This window comes from Candidatus Magnetaquicoccus inordinatus (assembly GCF_004217665.1).
GTDB classification, from domain to species: Bacteria; Pseudomonadota; Magnetococcia; order Magnetococcales; family Magnetaquicoccaceae; genus Magnetaquicoccus; species Magnetaquicoccus inordinatus.
The window spans coordinates 1-22,048 of record NZ_RXIU01000036.1; the positions used below are offsets into that span (position 1 = coordinate 1).

Below are 22,048 nucleotides of genomic sequence, written 5' to 3' on the forward strand. Positions count from 1 at the left end.
GCATTTGCAGGTAAGCCGATTGGTTGGGCGAACCAGATTATGTATCCTGTTGAAGGAACCAAGTTTGCTTTGTTTGAATAATTTTACTTATATTTAGCTATGCTTTCAATAAAAATATTTGTCTGCAGTATGACCTGTGCATTTTGTTTCCCTTTGTACTTCTTGCTGATTCTTTATGGGGAGGAGTGCGATAGGGTGGGAGTGCTTCCCCCAGCCAACGCTTTATAGAGCATCACTTGATTGCGCAAAAGTTGTCGTTCCACACTGCGTAATTGTTGAGCCTGTTCCGAGACAAGCAGTTGCTGATGCAACAGTTCTTGTTTGCTGTCCACTCCCGCCTGCCACCGTTCCAGCAACAGTTGCTGGCGCGCCCATTGCGCATGATAGCTGCTTTTTTGCGCTGCCACTTTATCGGCCAACACCTTTCGTGCCTGCAATCCATCAGCAACCTCGCGAAAGGCTTGCTGCACAATCTTTTCATACTCAGCCAACAGAGCTGCTTGTTCCGCTTCCGCCGCCTCTTGGGCAAATTGGTGCCGACCAGCAGAAAAAATCGGAATCTCAATGGAGGGAAGAAAACTCCAGGTTGTTGCACCTGCTTGAAACAAACCTTGCAAACCTTTACTGGCAACACCCAGAGAACCGGTCAAACTGATTTGGGGCCAAAAGGCAGCTCTGACGGCGCCAATATCGGCATTGGCCGCCTGCAAACGATATTCTGCGGCACGCACATCTGGCCGACTGGCCAATACCAATGCGGGAACTCCTTCTGGCAATGTATCGCTGAGAATCAACTCCTCCAATAAAGGCCAATGACGGTCGGGATCCCAATTGTGGCCGCTCAACAGTTGCAAGTGATGGTGCGCTTCTCCCTCTTGACGTTGCCATTCGGCCCACTCCACTTTTGCGTTTTCCCAGGCGGTAACCGCCTGCAATTGGCTTTGTGCAGTGGCCAAACCCACTTTTTGCCGTTCAGTCATCAACTCCAGCAACTCTTGCTGAAGAGCCACTTGTTGTTGGGCCAAAGTGCTGCGTTCCGCCGCTTCCCGCCACAGGAGTAAAGCTTCTGCCACTTGGGCGATCAAGAGAATGTGTACTGCCTGGACTGTCTCCAGGTTGGCCAGATAGGTGGCTTTGGCTGACTCGCGCAAAGAGTGGATGCGTCCCCAAAAATCCAACTCAAAGGCTGGAATGGCCAGTTGCAGATCCTCTCGTGTGCTGCGTGTTGCTTTTCCAGATTGCGCCAGTTCGGCGGGGGTGCGACTCTCCTGATGCAGCAGGTTTCCTTGCAGGCTTGGCAGACGTGCGGCATCAGTGATACCCAGCAGCGCTTTGCTTTTGGCCATGCGTGCCACAGTTGCCTGCAGATCCCGGTTGTTGCGCAAAGCGCTATCGATCACCTCTTGCCAGAGCGGATGCTGGTAGAATTGTCGCCAGGGGAGAGTGGCACTGTTGGTTGCCACCGGCAGGGCAAGGGGATCGGTTGTGGGATGGAGATTTTTTACCTCTTGCCAGTTTTCTGGAATTGGCGGTTGTGCAGAGGGAAGATTGGGAATAAATGAGCATCCGCTGGCAACTGTCAGGCAGAGCAGGCCGAAGAAAAGAGGCTTATTCATGGCTGATTCCGTTGGCAACAGGGGTAATGGGCGGGGAGGGTGGATCCGCAGCAATATTTTGTTCTGGGAAGATGCGGCGAATGGTGACAAACAGGACTGGGATCAAAAAGAGACCCAAGAGGGTTGCCGACAACATACCGCCCATGACACCGGTGCCGATGGCGCGGCGACTGGCGGCTCCGGCTCCTGTAGAGAAGACCAGTGGCATGACCCCGAGGATGAAAGCTGCTGAGGTCATGACGATAGGCCGAAAGCGCATCCGACAGGCTTCCAAAGTGGCTTCCAGCAGCGGCATGCCCTGTTGGGCCAAGGTGCGGGCAAATTCAACAATCAAAATGGCATTTTTTGCAGAGAGGCCGATCACCGCCACTAATCCCACTTTGAAATAGACATCGTTGGGCATGCCGAGAGCCAGGACGGTCAGGACGGCACCAAATAGTCCAATGGGGACAATCAACAAAACGGCAAAAGGAATCGACCAGCTTTCATAAAGAGCTGCCAGACAGAGAAAGACCACCAGCAATGACAGGCCAAAGAGCATCGGCACCTGGGCCCCAGAGAGAGACTCTTCAAAGGAGGTTGAAGACCATTCAAAGCCGATACCAGGGGGCAGTTGTTGGGCCAGGTTTTCCATGGTAGTCATGGCCTCTCCGGTGCTGTGTCCCGGTGCCGGGTTGCCGGCCAGCTTCATGGAGGGCAGACCATTGTATCGATCCAGTTTAGGGGAGGCTGCCACCCAGCGACTTTGTACCAATTCAGAGAGCGGAATCAGTTGTCCAGAGCGATTGCGCACCCGCACTGTAAGCAGATGTTGCAGGTCGCTGCGGGTGTCGGCATTGGCCTGCATTTGCACCTGGAGAATGCGACCTTCACGGATCAGATCATTGATATAGGCTGAGCCAAGAGCCACTTGCATGGTTTCGTTCAGTTCGGCCAAATCGATGCCCATGGCGCTGGCTTTGGTGCGATCGATGGTCATCAGCAGTTGGGGGCCGGCTTCCAACCCTTCGGGACGGACTCCAGCCAAGTTTGGGTTTTGAGAGGCCAGGCCAAGCAGTTGATTTCTGGCCTCCAGAAGCGCATCGCGACCGCTGCCGCTGCGATCCTGCAGGCGCAGATCAAAACCGCCAACGGCAGATAGTTCGGGGATCGGCGGAACATTAATTGCGAAAATCAGGGCCTGTTTAATTTGCGAAAGGGCGATATTGGCGCGCAATACCAGTGCCGAGGCCTGCTCTTCCGCTTGTTTGCGGGTATCCCAACTTTTCAGACGCACAAAGGTGATAGCAGAGTTTTGTCCTTTGCCAAAAAAGCTGAAACCGGCGACTCCCACCACTTTGGCAACTTCAAATTGTTGCAGATAATAATTTTCCACTTGCGAGAGAATTTCCAGGGTGCGTTCTTGCGTGGCACCAGGTGGTAGTTGGATAATACTGATGAAATAGCCTTGATCTTCATCGGGGAGAAAACCGCCGGGCAAGCGGAGAAAAAGGCCGCCGGCAGTGATGGCGATAGCCAGATAGATCGTCAGATAGAGCAGAGGACGACGCAGGATACCCGCAATGGAGAGGCGATAACTTTCACTGGTTTGTAAAAAGGATTGGGCAAAGCGCCGCAATAGACCGGGAGAGTTGTGAGCATGGCCCTGAGGGTTGTGCAGCAGGGTTGCACAAAGAGCGGGGGTGAGCGTCAAGGCCATCAGAGCGGAAAAGAGCATGGTCAAGACCAGAGTGACCGCAAACTGCCGATAGATGGCACCGACGCTGCCGCTAAAAAAGGCCATGGGCACAAAGACCGAGGAGAGCACCAAGGTGATGCCAATGATGGCACTAAAGATTTGGGTCATGGCTTTGCGGGTTGCCTGTCGGGCAGGGAGTTGTTCTTCCATCATCACCCGTTCCACATTTTCCACCACGACAATGGCATCATCCACGACGATACCGATGGAGAGGACCATGGCAAAGAGGGTCAAGACATTGATCGAGTATCCCAGCAGATAGATGCCGACCAGAGCGCCGGTGAGGGCTATGGGGACGACGATGGCGGGAATAAAGGTGGCGCGCAAATTGCCCAAAAAGAGGAACATAACCAAGAAAACCAATACCATGGCTTCGCCAAGGGTGACTATAACCTCCTGGATGGAAATACGGATAAAGGTAGAGGTATCGTAGGGAATATCCCAGGAGATGCCGGCAGGAAAGTAGGTTTGCAACTGTTTCATGCGCTGTTTAACCCGCTCTGCGGTATCCAGAGCATTGGCACCTGGCGCCACTTTGATGCCGACGGCTGCTGTCGGTTGACCATTCAGGCGGGCGCGGATGGTATATTCCTGGGCACCCCATTCCACTTTGGCCACATCCTTGAGGCGGACAGTGCTGCCATCGCTGTTGGTGCGCAGGAGAATATTGCCAAACTCTTCACTGCTATTGAGTCGGCTGCGGACCAGGATGGGGGCATTGAGTTGTTGTCCGGGAAGAGCGGGAAGCTGTCCCAACTCTCCAGTAACCAGTTGATTGTTTTGTGCTCTGACGGCGCGCAGGGCGTCGCCGGGGGTGAGGTTGAGAGCCGTCAATTGTGCAGGATCCAACCAGATACGCATGGCATATTCGGTACCGAACAGGTTGGCCTCTCCGACACCTGGGACGCGACGCAACTGCTCCAGGATGGTGCTGGCGGTAAAGCTACCCAGGGCAACGGCATCCTGGGTGCGGTCAGGAGAGAAGAGCGTGATAAACATCAAGTAGTTGCGACGTGATTTGACCACGGTGATGCCTTGCCGCCGCACCTCTTCAGGGAGGCGAGCTTCGACCCGTTTAATTCGGTTTTGCGCATCGACCGAGGCAAAATCAAGATTGGTTCCAGAAGCAAAGGTAATGGTCAGGGTCATGGTTCCCATGGAGTCGCTGGCGGACTCCATGTACAAGAGATTTTCCAGACCATTCATCTCTTGTTCGATCAGGGAGGTGACGCTCTCTTCGACCACTTGTGCCGAGGCGCCTGGATAGGTGGCGGTGATGGCGATGGCTGGTGGGGCCACATCGGGATATTGTGCGACCGGCAGTTTGTTCAAGGAGAGCAGGCCGGTCAGCAGGATGACCAGGGCAATGACCCAGGCAAAGACCGGTCGATCGATAAAAAAGCGAGGCAACATGACCGGTATCCTAACGCTTGACGGCGGTAGAAGGGGATTCTGGAGTAAGATCTTTGGGGGTGACCAGAGTTCCGGGTCGGGCTTTCTGGATCCCGCTGACAATTACCTTTTCACCCTCTTTCACGCCCTGGTTGATGATCCAATCCTGTCCAGAGAAGCCACCGGTTTGAATGGCGCGGGTGATCACTTTATTCTGTTCGTCCAGCATCAGAACGATCTGCCCTTGGGCGGCGGTTTGTACCGCTCTTTGTGGTACGGTAACTCCTTCGCTGCTGGCCAGTGCCCATTGCACACGGACAAATTGTCCGGGGAGTAGAATACGCTCTGGGTTAGGAAACTCGGCACGCAGGGCCACTGCACCGGTTTGCGGGTCGATGGCCATATCGGTAAAATTGAGTGTACCGGCGTGTGGATAGGGTCGATCATCATCCAGGATAAGGTGGATGGCTACCGATTCCAACGCTTTGGCGCCCCCTTCGCGGAGGGCGCGTTGCAGGCGGAACCAGTCTGGTCCCGATTGGGTAAAATTGACGCGGATTGGGTCGAGTTGTTCGATGGTGGTGAGATGGGTCGGTTCATTTTGCCCAACCAGGGCGCCTTCGGTGACCAAAGAGCGCCCGACCCGCCCATCGATGGGGGCGGTGATGTGGGCATACTCCCGGTCAATACGCGCCCTTTGCAGGAGTGCTTCGGCACTGCTGACTTCGGCAGCGGCTTTTTTATACTGGGCTTCTGCCTGGTCATATTCCTGGCGACTGACAGCCTCTTTGCCGACCAACTGCTTATAGCGTTCGACAGTTTGCTTGCTGAGTTGTCGTTCAGCAATCGCCTTTTCCAGAGCGGCTTGTGCGCTGCGTTCTTGGCTGAGCAGCGTTCGATCATCCAGCCGATAGAGGGGAGTACCGGCCTTGACATCGCTTCCCTCGGCAAACTGCAATTGCGCCACGATACCTGCCACGCGCGCACGAATTTCAGCGCTGCGGATTGCTTGCAAACGTCCTGGCACCTGTTGTTGCAGGGCAACTGTTTTCCGCACGGCGGCAACCATCTCTACCTCTGGTGCGGGAGGTGCGTTTGTTTTGCCCTCGCTATTTTTATTGGTGTCACTGTTACCAGAACCGCTCAGTAAAAACAGAATAGCAACTGCTATTATCTGTTGTAGACGAATGGTACGCATCATCTCTCCTTGCTCGCTTTTATCCCCACCACTCTACTTTAGGAGATCGTCTCTTTCCCAGCAAGGTTTCCATACATTTCTTGACGTGAGTTGGCAGGAGAAGAGGATAATCCCAAGATGTTTTGCCAATAGAAGAGTTCACAGAGCAGCTCCCATAGCTCCTGACTGGAGGAGGGGCGAAAATCTTCTGGGGAGAGGGCGCCGCTGGCAAAAAGTTTATGAATGGTATGTTGGTCCCAGTCAAGCACAGCGCTGCCATTGTGGGCACTGCAAACAGTGATTCGTGGGTCGGCGCGTTCCAGCCAAGCATCGACAATATAGCATATCTCCATGGCAAACTCTCCTATGGTTGGAAAAAAGGTGGTAAATATGGCGCATTGTGTCTGCTACTGCAGAGCATAGAATGGTGTATAGCAGAGGGGAGAGAATATGTAAATGAGAATCATTCTCAGAATGATATTTTTTTATATTTGCTTGCCGAGAGGAGGAGGCAGACAAAGAAAGCATGTTTTGTCCTGGAGCAAGTGGCATGGGTTGGCAGACCTTGCTTTGTTTTGAGACAACAGGTTACCATCCGTTGCGAGGGGAAGTTAAAGCGAATAGAAACGGATAAATCGCGCTGTCAGGTCAGTCGGAAGGAAAACAGAGGAGAACGTGGATGCAAGATATTAAAATCAATTTGGAGGAAGCGGAGATTCCCAGCCATTGGTATAATGTCGCGGCGGATTTACCGACACCCTTACCTCCTCCTTTAGGTCCAGATGGCAAACCCATTGGACCCGATGCCTTGGCAGCGATTTTTCCTGAGGCATTAATTCTCCAGGAGGTATCTACGGAGCGTTGGATTGCCATACCGGATGCGGTACGTGAGGTATACCGGCAGTGGCGTCCGGCCCCGATGTTTCGTGCCCGCCGCTTGGAGGAGGCTTTGGGCACTCCGGCACGGATCTATTATAAATATGAAGGGGTGAGTCCTGCGGGATCACACAAGCCCAACACGGCGGTTGCCCAGGCCTATTATAACAAACAGGCAGGTATTTCACGGTTGACCACAGAGACCGGTGCCGGACAGTGGGGATCATCGATTGCTCTGGCTGGGGCCATGTTTGGTTTGACGGTGCGGGTTTATATGGTACGGGTCAGTTATCAACAAAAGCCTTTTCGCCGCTCTTTAATCGAGACCTGGGGGGCAGAGGTTTTTTCCAGTCCTTCGGAGTTGACCCATGCGGGACGTTCGGCGTTGGCACACGATCCCAACACTCCGGGCTCTTTGGGTTTGGCCATCTCTGAGGCGGTGGAAGAGGCGGCGGGACGGGCTGACACCCATTATGCGTTGGGTTCGGTGTTGAACCATGTGGTGCTGCATCAGACGGTGATTGGTTTGGAGGCGCAGGCGCAATTCAAAAAAATTGGGGTGACGCCGGATGTGGTGATTGGCTGCTGTGGCGGCGGTTCCAATTTTGGTGGTACTGCCTTTCCCTTTTTGATGGACAAGGCTGCCGGAAAGGAGATACGCTTGATTGCTGTCGAACCCGACTCTTGCCCCACCCTGACCAAAGGGCGCTATTGCTATGATAATGGGGACAGTGCTGGTCTGACACCTTTGATGCCGATGTATTCTCTGGGGCACGATTTTATTCCGCCAGGCATTCATGCGGGTGGTTTGCGTTATCATGGTGATTCGCCATTGGTGTCGCATCTGCATCATCTGGGATTGTTGGAGGCGGTAGCGGTACCGCAATTGGCCACATTCCAGGCAGGGGTGCAGTTTGCGCGCTGTGAAGGGATTCTCCCGGCGCCAGAATCAAACCATGCCATTCGGGTGGCTATCGATGAGGCGCTGCGCTGCAAGGAGCAGGGAGAGGCAAAAACCATCTTTTTCACACTTTCTGGGCATGGCCATTTTGATATGGCAGCATATGATCGCTATTTTGCTGGTCAGTTGGAGGATTATTCCTATCCTGAGGAGGAGATAGCCGCAGCTTTAGCGCGTTTGCGTCCGGTGGAATAAGTTTTTAGGAGGATTATTTCTGTCTGGAGGAAGGAGTCGCTGTATTGGCGACTCTTCCTCTGCAGGAATAGTGGTCATGGATGATATGTTTGGGGGATAAAAGGTGTTTTTCAGTACACATCACAAGCATGAAATGCCTATGGAGCAATTTTTGGCCAATCCGGCTATGCCCATTTTGATTGATGTACGGGGTAGCACGGATGTCGATCCGGCCATTCCGGGATCGCACCGGGTTTACATATTGGATATTGAGGAGCGCTGTGCCGAGTTTGAACAGCGTTTTGCCGCGCAAATGGCCTCACGTCCCTTGTTGTTTTACTGTGCCAAAGGTGAGGGAAGCCGTTATTTGGTCGGTAAATTTTCCAAGAAGAGCCAGGTGCGCAGTCTGGAAGGTGGTATGGCAGCCTATTTGGCGGTGATCTCTCGATTGTTGCACGAACATCCCTATCGGGAGTCCAGTCGGCGGGAGGAGACCATGACGCAACTGCTAATGGCTTTGACTGATCGCAATACTCCAGCAACCACCTTCCGGCAGATAGTTGATCGCTTGTTGCGTTCGTCGCCCAATCCACAGTTTCGCAAGTTGGTTTCATAGATTGTGGGGGTTGTGTACACGCATTTATTGTTGAAAAGATTATCAACCGGTTTCAGGAGGAAACCATGACACAAGATCAACTCTTTGCCGAAGTGGACAAGCGGGCCAATCTGGCCATGAGCAATGAGGTGGAGATGCTGACCTTTTTTCTCATGGATGGGCAGTTGTATGGGTTGAATGTCTTCAAAATCATTGAGATCCTTGAAACGCCAAAGGAGATTACCGCTGTTCCCCAGGCGCATCCGGTTATCAAAGGGGCGTTCAATTTTCGCGGACACCCGATCAATCTGATTGATCTTGGCGAATATTTGGGCATGAAACCGGTCAATTACCGACAAGATCTCAGCTATATCCTGGTGTGTGAATACAGCACAACTACCCAGGGATTTTTGGTGCATCGACCTAATGTTTTGATTACCAAAGGATGGCATGAGATTATCAAGCCGGTTGGGGATGTCTATGAACAGAGTTGCCTGGCTGCCATTACCTATCATGAAGGCCAGCCGATTCAAATGTTGGATGTAGAGAAGATACTCAATGATATTGTGGGTATTGATATAACCATCTCCAGGGAGTTGATTGCCCGAGGCCAACAAATTGTGCGCAAAGAGCATCATATTTTGGCAGTGGATGACTCCAAAGCGGCCTGTCATTTGATTCAGGCGGTATTAAACCAGATGGGTATTCGCCATACCGTTGTGGATGAAGCGCCCAAAGCTTTGGAAATGTTGGAAAAATCTCTCGATAAAAACGGTAACAGCTCCTATACCATGGTCTTTACCGACATTGAAATGCCGATTATGGATGGCTTTACCTTTACCCGTAAGGTGAAAAGCGATCCCCGTTTGGCCAAGATATATGTGGCGGTAAACAGCTCTTTGAGCAACAAATCCAATGAGGATAAGGCGCATCAGATCGGTGCGGATGATTTTATTCCCAAATTTACCCCGGATAACATGGCGCGTATTGTTTTGGAGCAGGTAGAGAAGGCCAATCGATTGTTGGATAGTCGCTGATTCATCATTTTGTTCAGGGTTTGTGTCTGATTAAATCTTTACTGTCAGGCTGTTGAGGCTGGTTTAATCCTCGATTGCAGGCTCTTGTGCTTGATCTTCACTGCCAGGGAGAGAATCCATGGCTGACAGCGCATTCTGTCCTTGAAAATCCGGGCAGAACACCAAGTGAAAACGGGCAAATCCGTTAAATGGTACCTGATAAAAATTGCACCATAAAAATCGCCAGCTTAATAACGGAATGCCGGTTTCGACGGGTGGTGAGGAGAAGAAGTGAATACAGTCAAAGCAGTTAGTCAGCATGATCATCGGTTCAAGGTGAGGCTGATACAGGGTGAACATTAGGCGGGAGGGCAGAAGTTTGCAGGAAGCACACCCTCATCCTCAAGCTTGGCGTCACAATATGTCAAGTATTGCACAGGGTAGCGGTGAAGTCCAGAACCATGCTGTATTGCACATGCGCTTTTTATACCCCGTTTTATCGTTGATTTTTGTCAATTGAACGAAAGAGAGCACACCCATGATGCAAAATGTTGTACCAGTGCAGTTTCAACGTCATGCCTCGACCCGGATCAAGGAAACACAGCACTATCACTATGCAGCAAAATTTCATATCGCTTATGTAACCCAGCAGGAGTTTATGCGCGCAGCGGCATATTATCCGATTGTCTTTATTAAAGACCGGCAAAATGATTCCTGGCGACCGGTGGTGTTGTTGGGGCTGCATGAGGGAGAAAATCTGTTTGTTGATGGTCAGGGAAAATGGCAGGCAGGTTATATTCCAGCGATAATCCGGCGTTATCCCTTTGTCCTGACCTCTGCGGGCAAGGATCAATTTGTGGTGTGTGTTGATGAAAGCAGTGACCTGTTAAGTGAAACAGAAGGAGCTGCTCTGTTTGATGCTGCTGGGCAACCGGCGGTACCTTTGGAAAATGTCAAACGCTATTTGGCAGAGCTGTATCATTTGGAGCAGTTGACGCTTGCTTTTGTCCGTACCCTGGAGATGTGCGATCTGTTGGTGCCCATGCAATTACGTTTTGGCAACAATGAACGCCAGCAGACGATTGCCGGTTGTTTTGTCATCAATGAAGGGCGGTTGCAAAATCTTTCTGTCGAGCAATTTATACAGTTGCGGGAAAAAAATTATCTTCCGGCAATCTATGCGCACTTGTTTTCGTTGGCGCAACTGGAGCGTTTGCCAAACTTGCAAAGGGAGAGAGGGAAGAGCCGACAGGCAGAGACTGAGGCATCGGGGGTGGTTGTTGCATCGTTACCGGCAGTAGAAGCGGTTGCTGGGCCAGTAAAGGTGTCAGCGGATGGAGCAGCAGCCCCTGTGGTCAGAACAACAGCCCAGGACAAAAGGGTTGTCCCTAAAGCAGGAGAAGCTGCAAGCGATTTGCCGGCAAATCCCAGCAAGGAGCCTGCAAGCGGCAGAAAAACAACTGTCAGTACAGGAAAAGCGCTCTCTTCCCCAGGCAAAACAGCCTCTGTGTCTGCCAAGAGCGTTGTACCAAATCTCAAAACTGACCCTCCAGGCAAAGCTGCTGCCGAGACTGTTGCCAAACCGGTACGGGGGGGCAAGAAAAAATCGACCACTTGATGGTGCATGGTCGCGGTCGTGATTGAGGCGCGTGGAGTCAAGCGGAGAGCGTGACAAAAAAAATCGACCATCTGTTGGCGGATGGTCGAAGCCTGTGTATGGGGTGCCTAATAGGGCTGGGGGAGGTGCAGGATGCGTTGGTGGCCTGTTGTGGGGGCGCGTGGCCCCCACAGGCGCAGCGGCTCTGCTTGCAGGGCCACTATTTTTTGACTTCGTGACCCTTTTGCTGTGTTTCCCCTTTCTTGGCCTCTTCCAGGTTTTTATTTTCAGCCTTGTTTTTTTCCTGGGCGGGTTTTTGCTCTTTGCCGGCTGCGGCTGCCGGGGGCTGTTGGTTGGGGGTGGTGCTGTTGGCCAAAGCGGCGCCACTGATAGCGGTGGAGGCCAGGAAAACGGTCAGATACAGGGATGCTTTGTGCATGATACTCTCTCCTTGGTGTGGTAATATATGACAAATGTTGTAAATCGTTCTAGTGCTCTCCCCGCCGGAAGGCTGGGGAGCTTATTTTTTCACTTCGTTGTTGGCAGCGGGTGCAGCCGGTTTCTGGGCGGTTTCGGCAGCTTTATTCTCCTTGACCTCCTTGTTGGCAGGAGCGGTTTTGGTTTTGTTGTTCTCCGGGATGGCCTTGCTTTCGCTGTTGGCGACCACGCTGTTTTTGTTGGCCGGGGTAGCTTCGGTAGCAAAGGTGGCACTGCTCAAAGCGGTTGCAGAGAGGGCCACGGTCAGATAGATGATTGCTTTGTTCATGGTCTGTTTCCTTTCACTATGGTGAACGATGATTCGTTTGTTTGGTTTGGTTTTGAGTGATCAGCGTCGCTCTTGCCTACATGGACGACGGCGGATTTTGTTTTTGTCGGGGGGGTGGCCATTTTTTTTGCACAGGCTCTTTTGAACAGTACAGACGGGTTGTAGCGCTCTCCCTGTGCGGTGCGGCAGAAACTATCCAGGGGAGAGATGTGGAGCAACAGGGCAAGCGCATTTGCCAATTTCCTCACTGTTGCCACAAGCGAAACGGTGCATGTCGGGCGTCCGCCCTCCCAAAGAGTGCCCCTGCGGGGCACGAATCGGTGCGGCGTGCGCGAATGCTTAAGCATTCGCTTTTGTGAAACGCCGCACATGACCAGCAAGGCTTTGCCCTGTACCCACCAGGAGGAGATAATCTCCTCCTGGACCTCCATAATAGTTTTCTGATTTGCAAATGCGATTGCCCTGTGTGGAGCAATGCTTTTCTTTTTTTTATGATGTGACTAGACTAGAGCTGGCTTTGTGTGCAAGCTTGCCAATGTCGATAGAGAATGGATTCTGGATCTGCCAGGGTTTGCCTGGTGAGAGAAAGGTGCTGAGAGTTGAGCCGTGCCCGATTTTCGTGAACTGTTTTTGCAGCAGTGGCAGCGTTTGGAAATCCTTGCCCAACGCCGTTTTGTCGATGCCAATCTGGCCGATGAGGCGATGCTCTATACCCAGGAGGCGATGTCACGCAACGATTGGGGAGCATTACGTGCCTATGAAGGGCGGGCCACGGCCTCGTTTGCTACCTATTTTACACAGGTTGCTTGGCGCATGCTGGAGGATTTTTCCCGCAGTCGCTTTGGACGGGTACATGTTCCGCAGTGGGTTGTTGACCAAGGAGGGTTATGCAGTGAGATCTTCCGTTTGCTCTGTCTGGAGCGGATGCCGGTTTTGCAGGTGGTGGAATATCTGCAACAGAGTGCTCCGGGAGGTCGCTCCGAGGCGACCATCTGGGCCTGTATACGCACTATTTTGAAACAGGCAACCGATTGTGGCAAAGGTGCAGTTGCCGAGGTGGCAACCGAAAACGAACTGTTGGATGATCTGGCTGGACCCGGTACAACCTTGCATCGTCTTTCCCCGGAGGAGCGGCAGATGGTGCAACAACGGGAAGAGATCATGCAGGCTCTGCATCGTTTTTTGACCCAAGGCGAAGGGGAGGAAAAAGGGGCTGCCGGGCGTGCTGTATTGACAAAAATAGCCGCCGTTCTTTCGCTGAGCAGTGAAGAGCGTTTGATGTTAAAAATGCTCTATCAGGATGGTCTGGAGGTGGAGGCTGCGGCACGGCTGTTGGGTTTGAACAATAATCAATTCTATGGGCGTCAGCGCCGTTTATTGGCGCGTATTCGCAAAGCTCTGGATCAAGCTGGGGTGACGGAAACTGTCCATGCGCTTTTGGATGAGGAGCCGGGTTCAGAATGAGAGAACGACAATGAGTGCCCATTTTGCCGTCTATAGGGTTAAAAGGGATTCCGTGCTTGCTGCGGGATCAACTTCCCCTTCTCCATATGGGAATAGCGGTCGATGAAACCATTATCTATACAAAACAGTGCACCACGGGAGCAGGCAGCGGAGCATCTGACGGTGCTGTTGAGCCTGGCGGCCGGTCAGGAAAAACGGACGGAGAGTTGTCCCTCGGCAAGAGAGTTGAGTGATCTGCTGGAGGGAGCTTTATCTGTTCGCCAACGAGAGGCGTTGTTGCAGCATCTGGATCGTTGTGCGGTCTGTTATCAAAGCTGGTTGGGAGGTGCCGCTCTACAGGGTGGGCAGCACTCGGAGAATATAGTCAATCTTGCTCTTTGGCGCAGAAAAAAAATGTGGGGCTTTTTGGCCCTGGCGGCAGGGTTGGTCTTGGTTTGGGTGCAGTGGAATCCGCTGGCTCCTGATATGGGCAATATGGTGACAGCGGCCTATCGCAATACTCTGGCCGATGGTCGTCTGCTCGACAAGGAGAGACTGGCTTCTCTATTGCCTGGCGGCAGTGCACAGATGGCCTTGGGCTTTGCCGATAATCGGGCAGAGAATCTGTTGCGCCAAGCCTATTTGTCTGGTGTCAAAGCGGGTTGGGAGCGTTTGCAAACGGGTGCGGAGGGTGGGGCAGGAGATGCCTCAACCCACTCTGTTGAATATTATCAATTGGGGCGATGGGTTGCGTTGTTGCAGGGCAGTTGTCAGTTGGATCCCCCACCGCAAGCAGCTCTGTTGCGGCAACAAGCTCCCATCAGCAGTGCCTTGGCGGAGCGATTGCGCAAGCGTGCTGCTGCCGGCGAGGTGGAAGCACGTATTGCGGCGCAGGAGGTTGAGACGATTCGTCAATGGTTGACTTTGCCTGGTGCAGCAGAGGATTCGGCGGCTCGTTTGTGTCGAGAACTGCAAAAAGCCTGTTTAAGCATCCATGAAGGGTTTCAATTGTGAATCTCTCAGCAGGCATGATCCAGGGCTTGGGTTGTTTGGTGGCCTGGATCAGCCTGTTGGTGCCCGTATGGGCAGAAGCTGCTGCAACACCCAATCTGTTGTTCTCCCTGTTGGAAAAAAAATATGGAGTGGTTGAGCGCTCTGCCAATCCGCAAGTAGAGCGGGCTCAACAGATTTTTGCCCGCGTGCAAGATGTTGCCGACAGGCGTGCCAACCGTATACCGCAACTGACAGTGGTAAACCAGGTGGAGCAACCGTGGGCCTTTACTTTGCCGGATGGCCATATTTTGCTCTCTTTGGGGGCGGTTCAGCTCTGTTACCGGCATGTAGGACAGAATGAGGGGGATGCGCGTCTGGCCTTTGTCTTAGGGCATGAGCTGGCCCATTTGGGCAATAATGATTTTTGGGATCAAGAGGTCTATCATGCGCTGACCAAAGAGGGAGCGGAAACAGAGAGCAATCCGCAGAAACAGAGTAAAAATGAAAAGTTGCTCGATGTTTCGCCATCGCACGGTAAAACGGAGAAGGGGGTTGAAAATGCGACTCTGGCACACGGTAAAGCGGAGAAGGCGGTTGAAGTTTCGACCGTAGCACAAGGCAAAGCCGAGAAGGCGGTTGACGTTTCGACCGTAGCACAAGGCAAAGCCGAGAAGGCGGTTGAAGTTTCGACCATAGCACAAGGCAAAGCCGAGAAGGCGGTTGAAGTCTCGACCGTAGCACAAGGCAAAGCGGAAAAGGCGGTTGATACCGCGACTGTAGCCGCCTCTTTGGCCAAAGAGCGGGAGGCAGATGAGCTCGGTTTTCTCTATGCCGGGATGGCGGGATATGGGGTGCATTTGCTGTTGGATCAGAGTGATGATCAACAGCATGACAATTTTTTTACCTTGTGGGGAGAGTCGCAGCATGCGGGAAAAAAGGTAGCCGGTCACCATCCGTTGGCCAGGGAGCGTGAAGCTTTGTTGCGGGCGCGCCTGGACCGTTTGGCGGAGGGGATTACCTTTTTTCGTTTTGCTGTGCGTTTGGCCCATTTTGGCCGCTGTGGGCAGGCTATTCCGTTGTTGCGTCATTTTCTGCAGATTTTTCCGTCCAGAGAGGTCTATAACAATCTGGGAGCCTGTCATCTGCAGCGCGCACAAAAGGGGATGAACTCGATGGCAGCCGCGGCCTCCTATTGGTTGCCTATTGTCTTGGATGGATACAGTCGGGCGGAAGCACTGATTGCAGGTTATCCGAGGCAGATACGGGAGAGCGAGAGTGGTTTGTCTGCGGTGATGACCGATAGCGTTGGCGAGGATCTGCAGCAGGCGACCGAATATCTGCAACAGTCTGCGGCAATGGATGAAGAGTATCTGCCCTCACGACTCAATTTGGCCACCGCCTATTTTTATCGCCAGCAGATTTTACAGGCCCGTTTGGCTTTGCAAGAGGCATTGCGAATCAAGCCGGGGCAGGCCGATCTCTCTGGATGGCAAGGGTTGATGGCCTATCTGGATAGCGAGGAGCAAGGGTTGGGCGAGGCTGCTTTGCCCCATTGGCAACGGCAGGCACGCAAAAAAGAGGCACCGACCTCTTTATTGTTTAATCAGGCGATTGTGCTGCGCAAGCTGGGGCGTGATGCTCGAAGCTGGTGGAAACGAGTGGCCGCACGCAAGGAGCCTTTGCCACCACGATATGCCCGCATTGCCTGTGCGGTGGCCCGTTTGCATTGTCTGGTCGAGAGCAAGGAGAAGGAGCCGATTTGGCCTCTGCCGGTGCAGCCAGGAGAGGATTTGGATGCGGCAGATCGACAAAAACTGTTTGCAGGTTGGCATGCCACCCATTTGGGCTGGTTGCCGGACAAGCAAAAAGGGATTGCCTATCGGCGTGGGGGGGATGTAGAGGTGTTGGATGTCGATGGATATGCGGCGATGGTGGTATTGCGCGATGGTCGCCTAGGCAGTGCCTCCTCTTTGCGCAACAAGTTGGGAGCGCCATTGCAGATTCGTCCGTTGGCTGGCGATAGGGAGGTGTGGAACTATGGCCGGCGTTGGGCAGTATTGGTGCACAACGGAATGGTCATGGAGGTATGGATCGTGCACCGCGCTGAATGAGTGTGCTGGATCGATCTCTGCTCTTGCAGAACTCTTTTTTAATCACCCATGACCTTGATCAACTTGTTGCGGGCCTCGGTGAGCTCTTGTTGCTGTTTTGCCAAGTTGGCTGTGGCATCTGCCAGCTCTTTTTCCGCTTTTTTGATCTCTTTTTGTATTTCCGCAATTTTGTTCATGGCATTGCCCACATCGGTCCAGGCAATCCAGGAGACAAGATCTTTGATCTTATCGGCATTGTCTCCGATGACAATTTTGGCTTTGCCGGCGAGGAGAGAGAGACGGTGTTTACAGAGCAGGCCAGCACCACCTTGCGGACAGGTGCACAGGGCGGTGATGTTGCGTTTTTCCTTGCGCACGGTGACGGTATAATGGGGCTCTTCATTGCTGTATTGCACCAAAAATTGCATCTCTTTCATCTTTTTTTCCTGTTAAGGCTGCGGGGAGTGGGAGTGGAGGAGCCCAATTCGTTTAACACCTGTATGGCACGTCCCATATCGTTTGGATGATGGGCATTGGATCCGGGAGAGATCCAGGCATTATGTTTGCGGCAGATGGCCAGATAGGGGGCCATGGGTTCATGGTAGGCTGGGTTGAGTTCGATGGCGATCCCATTGTTGGTAGCTTTGCAGACCACCTCTTCAAAGAGAGCAAGAGGAAAAGGGGTGGCAAATTTTTCACAGATACCACCAGGATGGGCAATGGCATCGACCAGGGGATTTTCTGCCAGCGCCATCAAGCCTTTGAACTCCAGTTCAATGGCCAATTCAGGGGCAATTTGGCCCATGGTCCAGCCATAACCGGGATAGGCGTGGACGGCGCCCAGGATAAACTCTGCCTGTTCAGCAATCTGTGCATCCATCAACAAGCCGCCGCTAAAATCTGTCACCGGCACCTCCACGCCAAAAAATATTTCCAAATGGGGTGCGGTTTGCTTTTTATGTGGATGAATAGCCAAAAGATGGTGCAGGCGGCGTAAGCGGACACCCTCTTTGATATATTGTTGGAACCAATCTTCGCCCGCCACCAATCCTGGTTCTGTATGCTCGGTAAAAATCAGGCGACTGAGTCCCAACTCTTTGGCACGGGCGATCAAGTTGCTGAGCGTGGCAGAACCATCCGAATATTGGGAATGGACATGATATTCCCAAGGTGGCATCGGCTGGCTTTGCAAAGAGGCAGCGGCCACAAAAAGTTGATCAGGAGGCAATTTTTTTTTCATACTCTTTTTGCTACTATCGGCGGTTCAACCCAGTCAATCGAACAATATAACAGAGAAGCGATGATCAAGAAAGTCATCCTTTTGCTTGAAGAGGGCTTGTTCCGCTGGCGCAACTGTGTCTGAATAAGAGTTGGTGCGCCAACGGGCAGGAGTCGCATAACCAACACCACACTGAAGGAGAGGAGAGCATGGCAGATAACGACGGGCAACAGGATACCCATGATTATCATTTGGGGCGAGCGCAGGTCGCCGCACCCTTTCCACTGAAGGGGTGTCAGGCGCTGGATTGGGGCATGCAGAATCGTTTGGCGCATATTTTTGATCCGCAGACGGCCAAAACAGTGATGTTGGCGGTGGATCATGGCTATTTTATGGGTCCGACTTCCGGGTTGGAGCGTATTGATGTCACAATCAATCCGCTGTTGTCCTATGCGGATACCCTGATGTGTACCCGTGGCATCTTGCGTGCAGTGACTCCCTCAACCTTTAACAAAGGGGTGGTGTTGCGTGCCAGCGGGGGTCCAAGCATTCTCAAGGAGCTTTCCGATGAACGGATTGCCTTGGATATGGAGGATGCCTTGCGTTTGAATGCAGCGGCTGTGGCGGTGCAGGTGTTTATTGGGGGGGAAGGGGAGACCGAGTCGGTACACAACATGACCCGTCTGGTTGATGCCGGATTGCGTTATGGGATGCCGGTATTGGGCGTGACGGCTGTGGGCAAGCAATTGGCGCGTGATGCCAAATATATGCGTTTGGCGACGCGCATTTGTGCTGAATTGGGGGCAACCTATGTCAAAACCTATTATGTGGAAGAGGGTTTTGAGACGGTGACCGCCTCCTGTCCGGTGCCGATTGTCATTGCCGGGGGCAAAAAATTGCCGGAAAAAGATGCCTTGACCATGGCCTATCGGGCGATTCAGGAGGGTGCTTCCGGGGTGGATATGGGGCGTAATATTTTTCAATCGGTGGCTCCGGCGGCGATGATCCAGGCGGTACGTCAGGTGGTGCACGCGGGGATGAAACCACAAGAGGCGTATGACCTGTTTCGCTCTTTGGCAGGGCAATAGGTCGGTTGCAGGGGCATGCGTTGCTGAATGAAGGGAGTGGGTGATGCACAATCGCTGGTCTGCCGATGCGGCGGCGCAAATGTGTGCCGTCTATGCTTCACGTTTTAGTGAAGCTTTGGCCTTGCGTACCTATGCTAGTCGTTTGTTGGGCAGTGAACCGGCTTTGGTGCTGCATGGGGGTGGCAATACCTCTGTCAAAGGGGTGTGGCACAACCTGTTGGGGGAACCGATTGCCGCATTGTATGTCAAAGCTTCCGGTGGGGATCTTGCTGTGATCGAACCGGAAGAGCATACGGCGGTAGCCTTGGATCTCTTATGCAAGGTGCGACAATTGCCGGAGCTGAGCGATGCGGCCATGGTCCATCTGTTGCGTGGGCAGCGACTGGATCCAGAGAGTGCCACTCCCTCCATCGAGACCTTACTGCATGCCTTTTTGCCAGATACCTATATCGATCATAGCCATGCCGATGCGGTGCTGACCTTGAGCAATCAGGAGAATGGCGCTGCTTTATTAGCGGAAGCTTTGGGAGAGGATGTGTTGATTCTGCCCTATATCCATCCGGGATTTGCCTTGGCCAAAGCGGTGGCAGAGGCGCGGGAGCGGGCTCCCAACACTCAGGGTATGGTGTTGATGCAGCATGGTCTGCTCACCTGGGGAGAGAGTGCAGAAGAGTCTTATGGCAGGATGATTGCTCTGGTCAATCGGGTAGAGGAGTATCTTGGCAAAGCTTATGCTCCTGCAACCGAGGTGGGTGAAGCGGAGGTGGAGAGCGCCTGGCAGCGCTATCGGCAACTGGCCCCGGTTCTGCGAGGCGCATTGGCCTGTGACAGCGGTAACGTCGATCAACCTTTTGCCCGTTTTATCCTCCTGCCCTGGATCGATCAAGAGGTGTTGTCGATTTTGCGGCAGGAGGGAATAGGTACGAGTCTGGTCAGTCCGCCACTGACCTCGGATCATCTGATTCGGCTCAAGCCATTGCCGTTGTGGTTGCAAGGGGAGTCTGCCACCGTGGAGGGGTTGGGAGAGGCGATTGTGGAGTATCGCCAAGCCTATAGTGCCTATATCGATCGGCAGGCGGCAGGAACTCTTGCCGAGAGTGCGCGTTATGATACGACCCCGCGGGTGGTTTTGATACCGGAAGTGGGTGCAATATGTGTGGGAGCAGATATTATAGAGGCCAAGCGGGTACGGGATCTGTTATGCCATACTCTGCGGGTGAAAGAGACTATTTTCCGTATGGGTGGGCGCTACCAGGGGTTGGCTGAGGCCGATTGTTTTGCCATGGAATATTATGCGCCGCAGCGGGCAAAACTCTCCTCGGCGCCAAGAGCTGCTTTAGGGCGTCAGGTGGCTTTGGTAACAGGCGCTGCCGGGGCCATTGGTTCAGGTATCTGTCGGGAGTTGTTGGCCCAAGGAGTCCATTTGGCGGCCTCCGATTTGCCTGGGCCGGGCTTGGATTCCTTGCGGGCAGAGCTGCAAAAGTTGCACGGAGAGCGGGTGATGGCAGTCGGGATGGATGTCACCGATCCAGAAGCGGTGGCTCAAGGGCTGCAGCAGATTGTCGGGCAGTGGGGTGGATTGGATCTGTTGGTGCTCAATGCGGGGTTGGCTCATGTCTCCTCTTTGGAAAAGATGCAGGTTGCAGCTTTTCAACGTCTGCAGCGGGTCAATGTGGAGGGGACGTTGCATCTGTTGACGGCGGTGAGCAGACTGTTTCGTCAGCAGGCAACCGGTGGTGATGTGGTTTTGATCTCCACCAAGAATGTGTTTGCTCCGGGAGCTCAATTTGCTGCCTATAGTGCTACCAAGGCGGCAGCCCATCAGTTGGCGCGCATAGCCTCTTTGGAATTGGCGCCTCTGGGGGTGCGGGTGAATATGGTGGCCCCGGATGGGGTCTTTGCCGATGGAGAGCGTCCTTCTGGCTTGTGGGCTGAGGTGGGACCAGAGCGCATGCGTGCCCGTGGCTTGGATGCAGCAGGGTTGCAGGAGTATTATCAAAATCGTAATTTGTTAAAAGCACGTATTACCGCAACCCATGTGGCTCATGCCGTGCTCTATTTTGCTACCCGCCAAGCTCCTTGTACGGGAGTGACCCTGCCTGTCGATGGGGGGTTGCCGGATGCGACGCCGCGTTAATTTTTTCCCGTCTTGAAGAGTTTGCCAAGACCATGTTGCCCAACCATTCGCAAGCGCAGCTCTGTCTGCAACGCGGTTTGTTCAATGGCCTCTCCCGTTTTGCCCAATGGGAAGAGCGGATGCTTGGTCTGTCGGAGCAGGAGCAACAGCTCTCTTTCGCGGTGTTTGTTGAGGCATTGTTGGCGATTCGCACCCTGCCGCAAGCCACAGATATTTGGCCGGAAGGGGTGGTGCCTGCGGAGGCGCGTCGTCGTTATGGTCTGCCGGAGCGTATTCCCGGTGCGGATGGTTTGTTGCGCACCCTGACCGGGGATGTGCATCCCTATCAACTGCTCTATCGTCCGGGACGCCCGGCGTTGACACGCAAAGAGCTGACACCCTTTTTGGAGTTGGCCGATCGGGTATCCCAACCTCTTTTGGTCAGCAATTGCAACACTTTGCCCGCCACAGTACGCAACCGCTCCGATTTTCATGCCATCCTGGGCAGCGATTTGGATCGTTTGGACAGTCGCGAGTTTATGATGATGCGTCGTTGGTTGCAGGGAATAGGTTTGTTTCCAGAGCGCCATCCTCTTCCTGTACCTTTGGCGCGACTGTTTGGGGAGGTCAATACAGCTTTGCAACAAGAGGATCGTCTGTTGGCATTGACTGCCACCGGGCTCGATGTGCCGTTGTTGGCTTTGAAATGGGTAGAGAGTCAGGGAAGAGGGGCTGTTGTTCTGGTGGTTGCCTCCACTCTGAGCGCCTTGCGCGAGCTGTTATTGTACTGGCGGCGTCTGGTTACCTGGTCCGATCTGTCGGCTGTTTGGCTGGCGGGAGAGGTGGCCAATGGTGTGGATGTGAGTCAGCTTAAACAGGCCGATTGGGATCTGCCTCTGCTGCAGGAGAGCGAAGGGATTCGCCGTTTTCTCAATGGTCGTTTTACGGGTGTGCGGGTGATTCTCAGCACTCTGTCTGGCGTGCGTCTGTTGGCACGCGCCATGATCGGTGGCGCGCCTATCGATCTGGGTATTTTTTTGGATGCACGTGATCTGGCAGGCGACCCCTTTGCTCTCCAGGATAACCATTTGCCGTTACGCAAACGGTTGTTGCTGACCCCTGCTTTTCGTCAGAGCATTCCTGGCTCTGCTGATGCGGAAGGGGGGAATAAACGGATCCTGCATCTGCTGG

At 53.3% G+C, this 22,048-nt stretch carries 19 protein-coding genes; 10 read left to right on the forward strand and 9 right to left on the reverse strand.

Going from position 1 to position 22,048, the window contains the following annotated elements:
* Window positions 1-173: 173 nt before the first annotated feature.
* From EJP87_RS04830 to EJP87_RS04845, 4 genes are read right to left on the reverse strand one after another with little or no spacing between them, the layout of a single operon-like run.
* Window positions 174-1,616, reverse strand: a complete 1,443-nt coding sequence (locus EJP87_RS04830; RefSeq protein WP_130470734.1) for an efflux transporter outer membrane subunit — start codon at window positions 1,614-1,616, stop codon at window positions 174-176.
* Complete coding sequence (locus EJP87_RS04835; protein WP_320412215.1) at window positions 1,609-4,767, reverse strand: efflux RND transporter permease subunit; 3,159 nt, start codon at window positions 4,765-4,767, stop codon at window positions 1,609-1,611. Before EJP87_RS04835 ends, EJP87_RS04830 begins: the two co-directional genes overlap by 8 nt.
* Window positions 4,768-4,777: 10 nt before the next feature.
* The gene (locus tag EJP87_RS04840) at window positions 4,778-5,947 is read right to left on the reverse strand and encodes an efflux RND transporter periplasmic adaptor subunit (RefSeq protein WP_130470735.1); all 1,170 of its coding nucleotides are present in this window, start codon (window positions 5,945-5,947) and stop codon (window positions 4,778-4,780) included.
* Between the two features lie 35 nt (window positions 5,948-5,982).
* Window positions 5,983-6,276 carry a hypothetical protein gene (locus EJP87_RS04845; RefSeq protein ID WP_130470736.1) on the reverse strand — a complete coding sequence of 98 codons (294 nt, stop codon included), beginning with the start codon at window positions 6,274-6,276 and terminating at the stop codon, window positions 5,983-5,985.
* 326 nt (window positions 6,277-6,602) lie between these two features.
* Between EJP87_RS04845 and EJP87_RS04850 the strand changes: the two genes are divergently transcribed.
* From EJP87_RS04850 to EJP87_RS04860, 3 genes are all read left to right on the forward strand, one after another.
* Window positions 6,603-7,955, forward strand: a complete 1,353-nt coding sequence (locus EJP87_RS04850; RefSeq protein WP_130470737.1) for a TrpB-like pyridoxal phosphate-dependent enzyme — start codon at window positions 6,603-6,605, stop codon at window positions 7,953-7,955.
* Between the two features lie 139 nt (window positions 7,956-8,094).
* A complete protein-coding gene (locus tag EJP87_RS04855) occupies window positions 8,095-8,550 on the forward strand; it encodes a rhodanese-like domain-containing protein (protein ID WP_130470738.1) in 456 nt (151 codons plus the stop codon).
* A 65-nt stretch (window positions 8,551-8,615) separates the two neighbouring features.
* Window positions 8,616-9,566, forward strand: coding sequence for a chemotaxis protein (locus tag EJP87_RS04860; RefSeq protein WP_130470739.1), 951 nt, complete (start codon window positions 8,616-8,618; stop codon window positions 9,564-9,566).
* Between the two features lie 63 nt (window positions 9,567-9,629).
* Here the strand turns inward: EJP87_RS04860 and EJP87_RS04865 are convergent, their stop codons facing one another.
* Complete coding sequence (locus EJP87_RS04865) at window positions 9,630-9,866, reverse strand: hypothetical protein (protein WP_130470740.1); 237 nt, start codon at window positions 9,864-9,866, stop codon at window positions 9,630-9,632.
* Between the two features lie 217 nt (window positions 9,867-10,083).
* Between EJP87_RS04865 and EJP87_RS04870 the strand changes: the two genes are divergently transcribed.
* Window positions 10,084-11,163, forward strand: coding sequence for a SapC family protein (locus tag EJP87_RS04870; RefSeq protein WP_130470741.1), 1,080 nt, complete (start codon window positions 10,084-10,086; stop codon window positions 11,161-11,163).
* 199 nt (window positions 11,164-11,362) lie between these two features.
* Here EJP87_RS04870 and EJP87_RS04875 read toward each other — a convergent pair whose 3' ends face one another.
* Both EJP87_RS04875 and EJP87_RS04880 read right to left on the reverse strand, forming a co-directional pair.
* On the reverse strand, window positions 11,363-11,581 hold the full coding sequence (locus EJP87_RS04875; RefSeq protein WP_130470742.1) for a hypothetical protein: 219 nt from the start codon (window positions 11,579-11,581) through the stop codon (window positions 11,363-11,365).
* 81 nt (window positions 11,582-11,662) lie between these two features.
* Entirely contained in the window at window positions 11,663-11,908 is a 246-nt protein-coding gene (locus EJP87_RS04880) for a hypothetical protein (protein ID WP_130470743.1), read from the reverse strand.
* A 606-nt stretch (window positions 11,909-12,514) separates the two neighbouring features.
* On the opposite strand from EJP87_RS04880, the gene EJP87_RS04885 reads away from it, so the two are divergent.
* The 3 genes from EJP87_RS04885 (at window position 12,515) to EJP87_RS04895 (ending at window position 16,455) form a co-directional block, all read left to right on the forward strand.
* Window positions 12,515-13,372, forward strand: coding sequence for an RNA polymerase sigma factor (locus tag EJP87_RS04885; protein ID WP_130470744.1), 858 nt, complete (start codon window positions 12,515-12,517; stop codon window positions 13,370-13,372).
* A 102-nt stretch (window positions 13,373-13,474) separates the two neighbouring features.
* Window positions 13,475-14,365: a zf-HC2 domain-containing protein gene (locus EJP87_RS04890; RefSeq protein WP_130470745.1), complete on the forward strand. Its 891-nt coding sequence runs from the start codon at window positions 13,475-13,477 to the stop codon at window positions 14,363-14,365.
* Entirely contained in the window at window positions 14,362-16,455 is a 2,094-nt protein-coding gene (locus EJP87_RS04895) for a M48 family metalloprotease (RefSeq protein ID WP_130470746.1), read from the forward strand. The genes EJP87_RS04890 and EJP87_RS04895 overlap by 4 nt, the downstream gene beginning before the upstream one ends.
* Window positions 16,456-16,493: 38 nt before the next feature.
* Here the strand turns inward: EJP87_RS04895 and EJP87_RS04900 are convergent, their stop codons facing one another.
* Together EJP87_RS04900 and EJP87_RS04905 are read right to left on the reverse strand one after the other, a co-directional pair.
* Entirely contained in the window at window positions 16,494-16,871 is a 378-nt protein-coding gene (locus tag EJP87_RS04900; RefSeq protein WP_130470747.1) for an SWIM zinc finger family protein, read from the reverse strand.
* Entirely contained in the window at window positions 16,868-17,674 is an 807-nt protein-coding gene (locus EJP87_RS04905) for a PHP domain-containing protein (protein ID WP_130470748.1), read from the reverse strand. The genes EJP87_RS04900 and EJP87_RS04905 overlap by 4 nt, the downstream gene beginning before the upstream one ends.
* A 188-nt stretch (window positions 17,675-17,862) precedes the next feature.
* Between EJP87_RS04905 and lsrF the strand changes: the two genes are divergently transcribed.
* From lsrF to EJP87_RS04920, 3 genes are all read left to right on the forward strand, one after another.
* Entirely contained in the window at window positions 17,863-18,741 is an 879-nt protein-coding gene (lsrF, locus tag EJP87_RS04910) for a 3-hydroxy-5-phosphonooxypentane-2,4-dione thiolase (RefSeq protein WP_130470749.1), read from the forward strand.
* 43 nt (window positions 18,742-18,784) lie between these two features.
* Entirely contained in the window at window positions 18,785-20,878 is a 2,094-nt protein-coding gene (locus tag EJP87_RS04915) for a bifunctional aldolase/short-chain dehydrogenase (RefSeq protein ID WP_130470750.1), read from the forward strand.
* Between the two features lie 32 nt (window positions 20,879-20,910).
* Window positions 20,911-22,048 (forward strand): hypothetical protein (locus EJP87_RS04920; protein ID WP_130470751.1); only part of this gene is annotated, 1,138 nt, incomplete at its 3' end.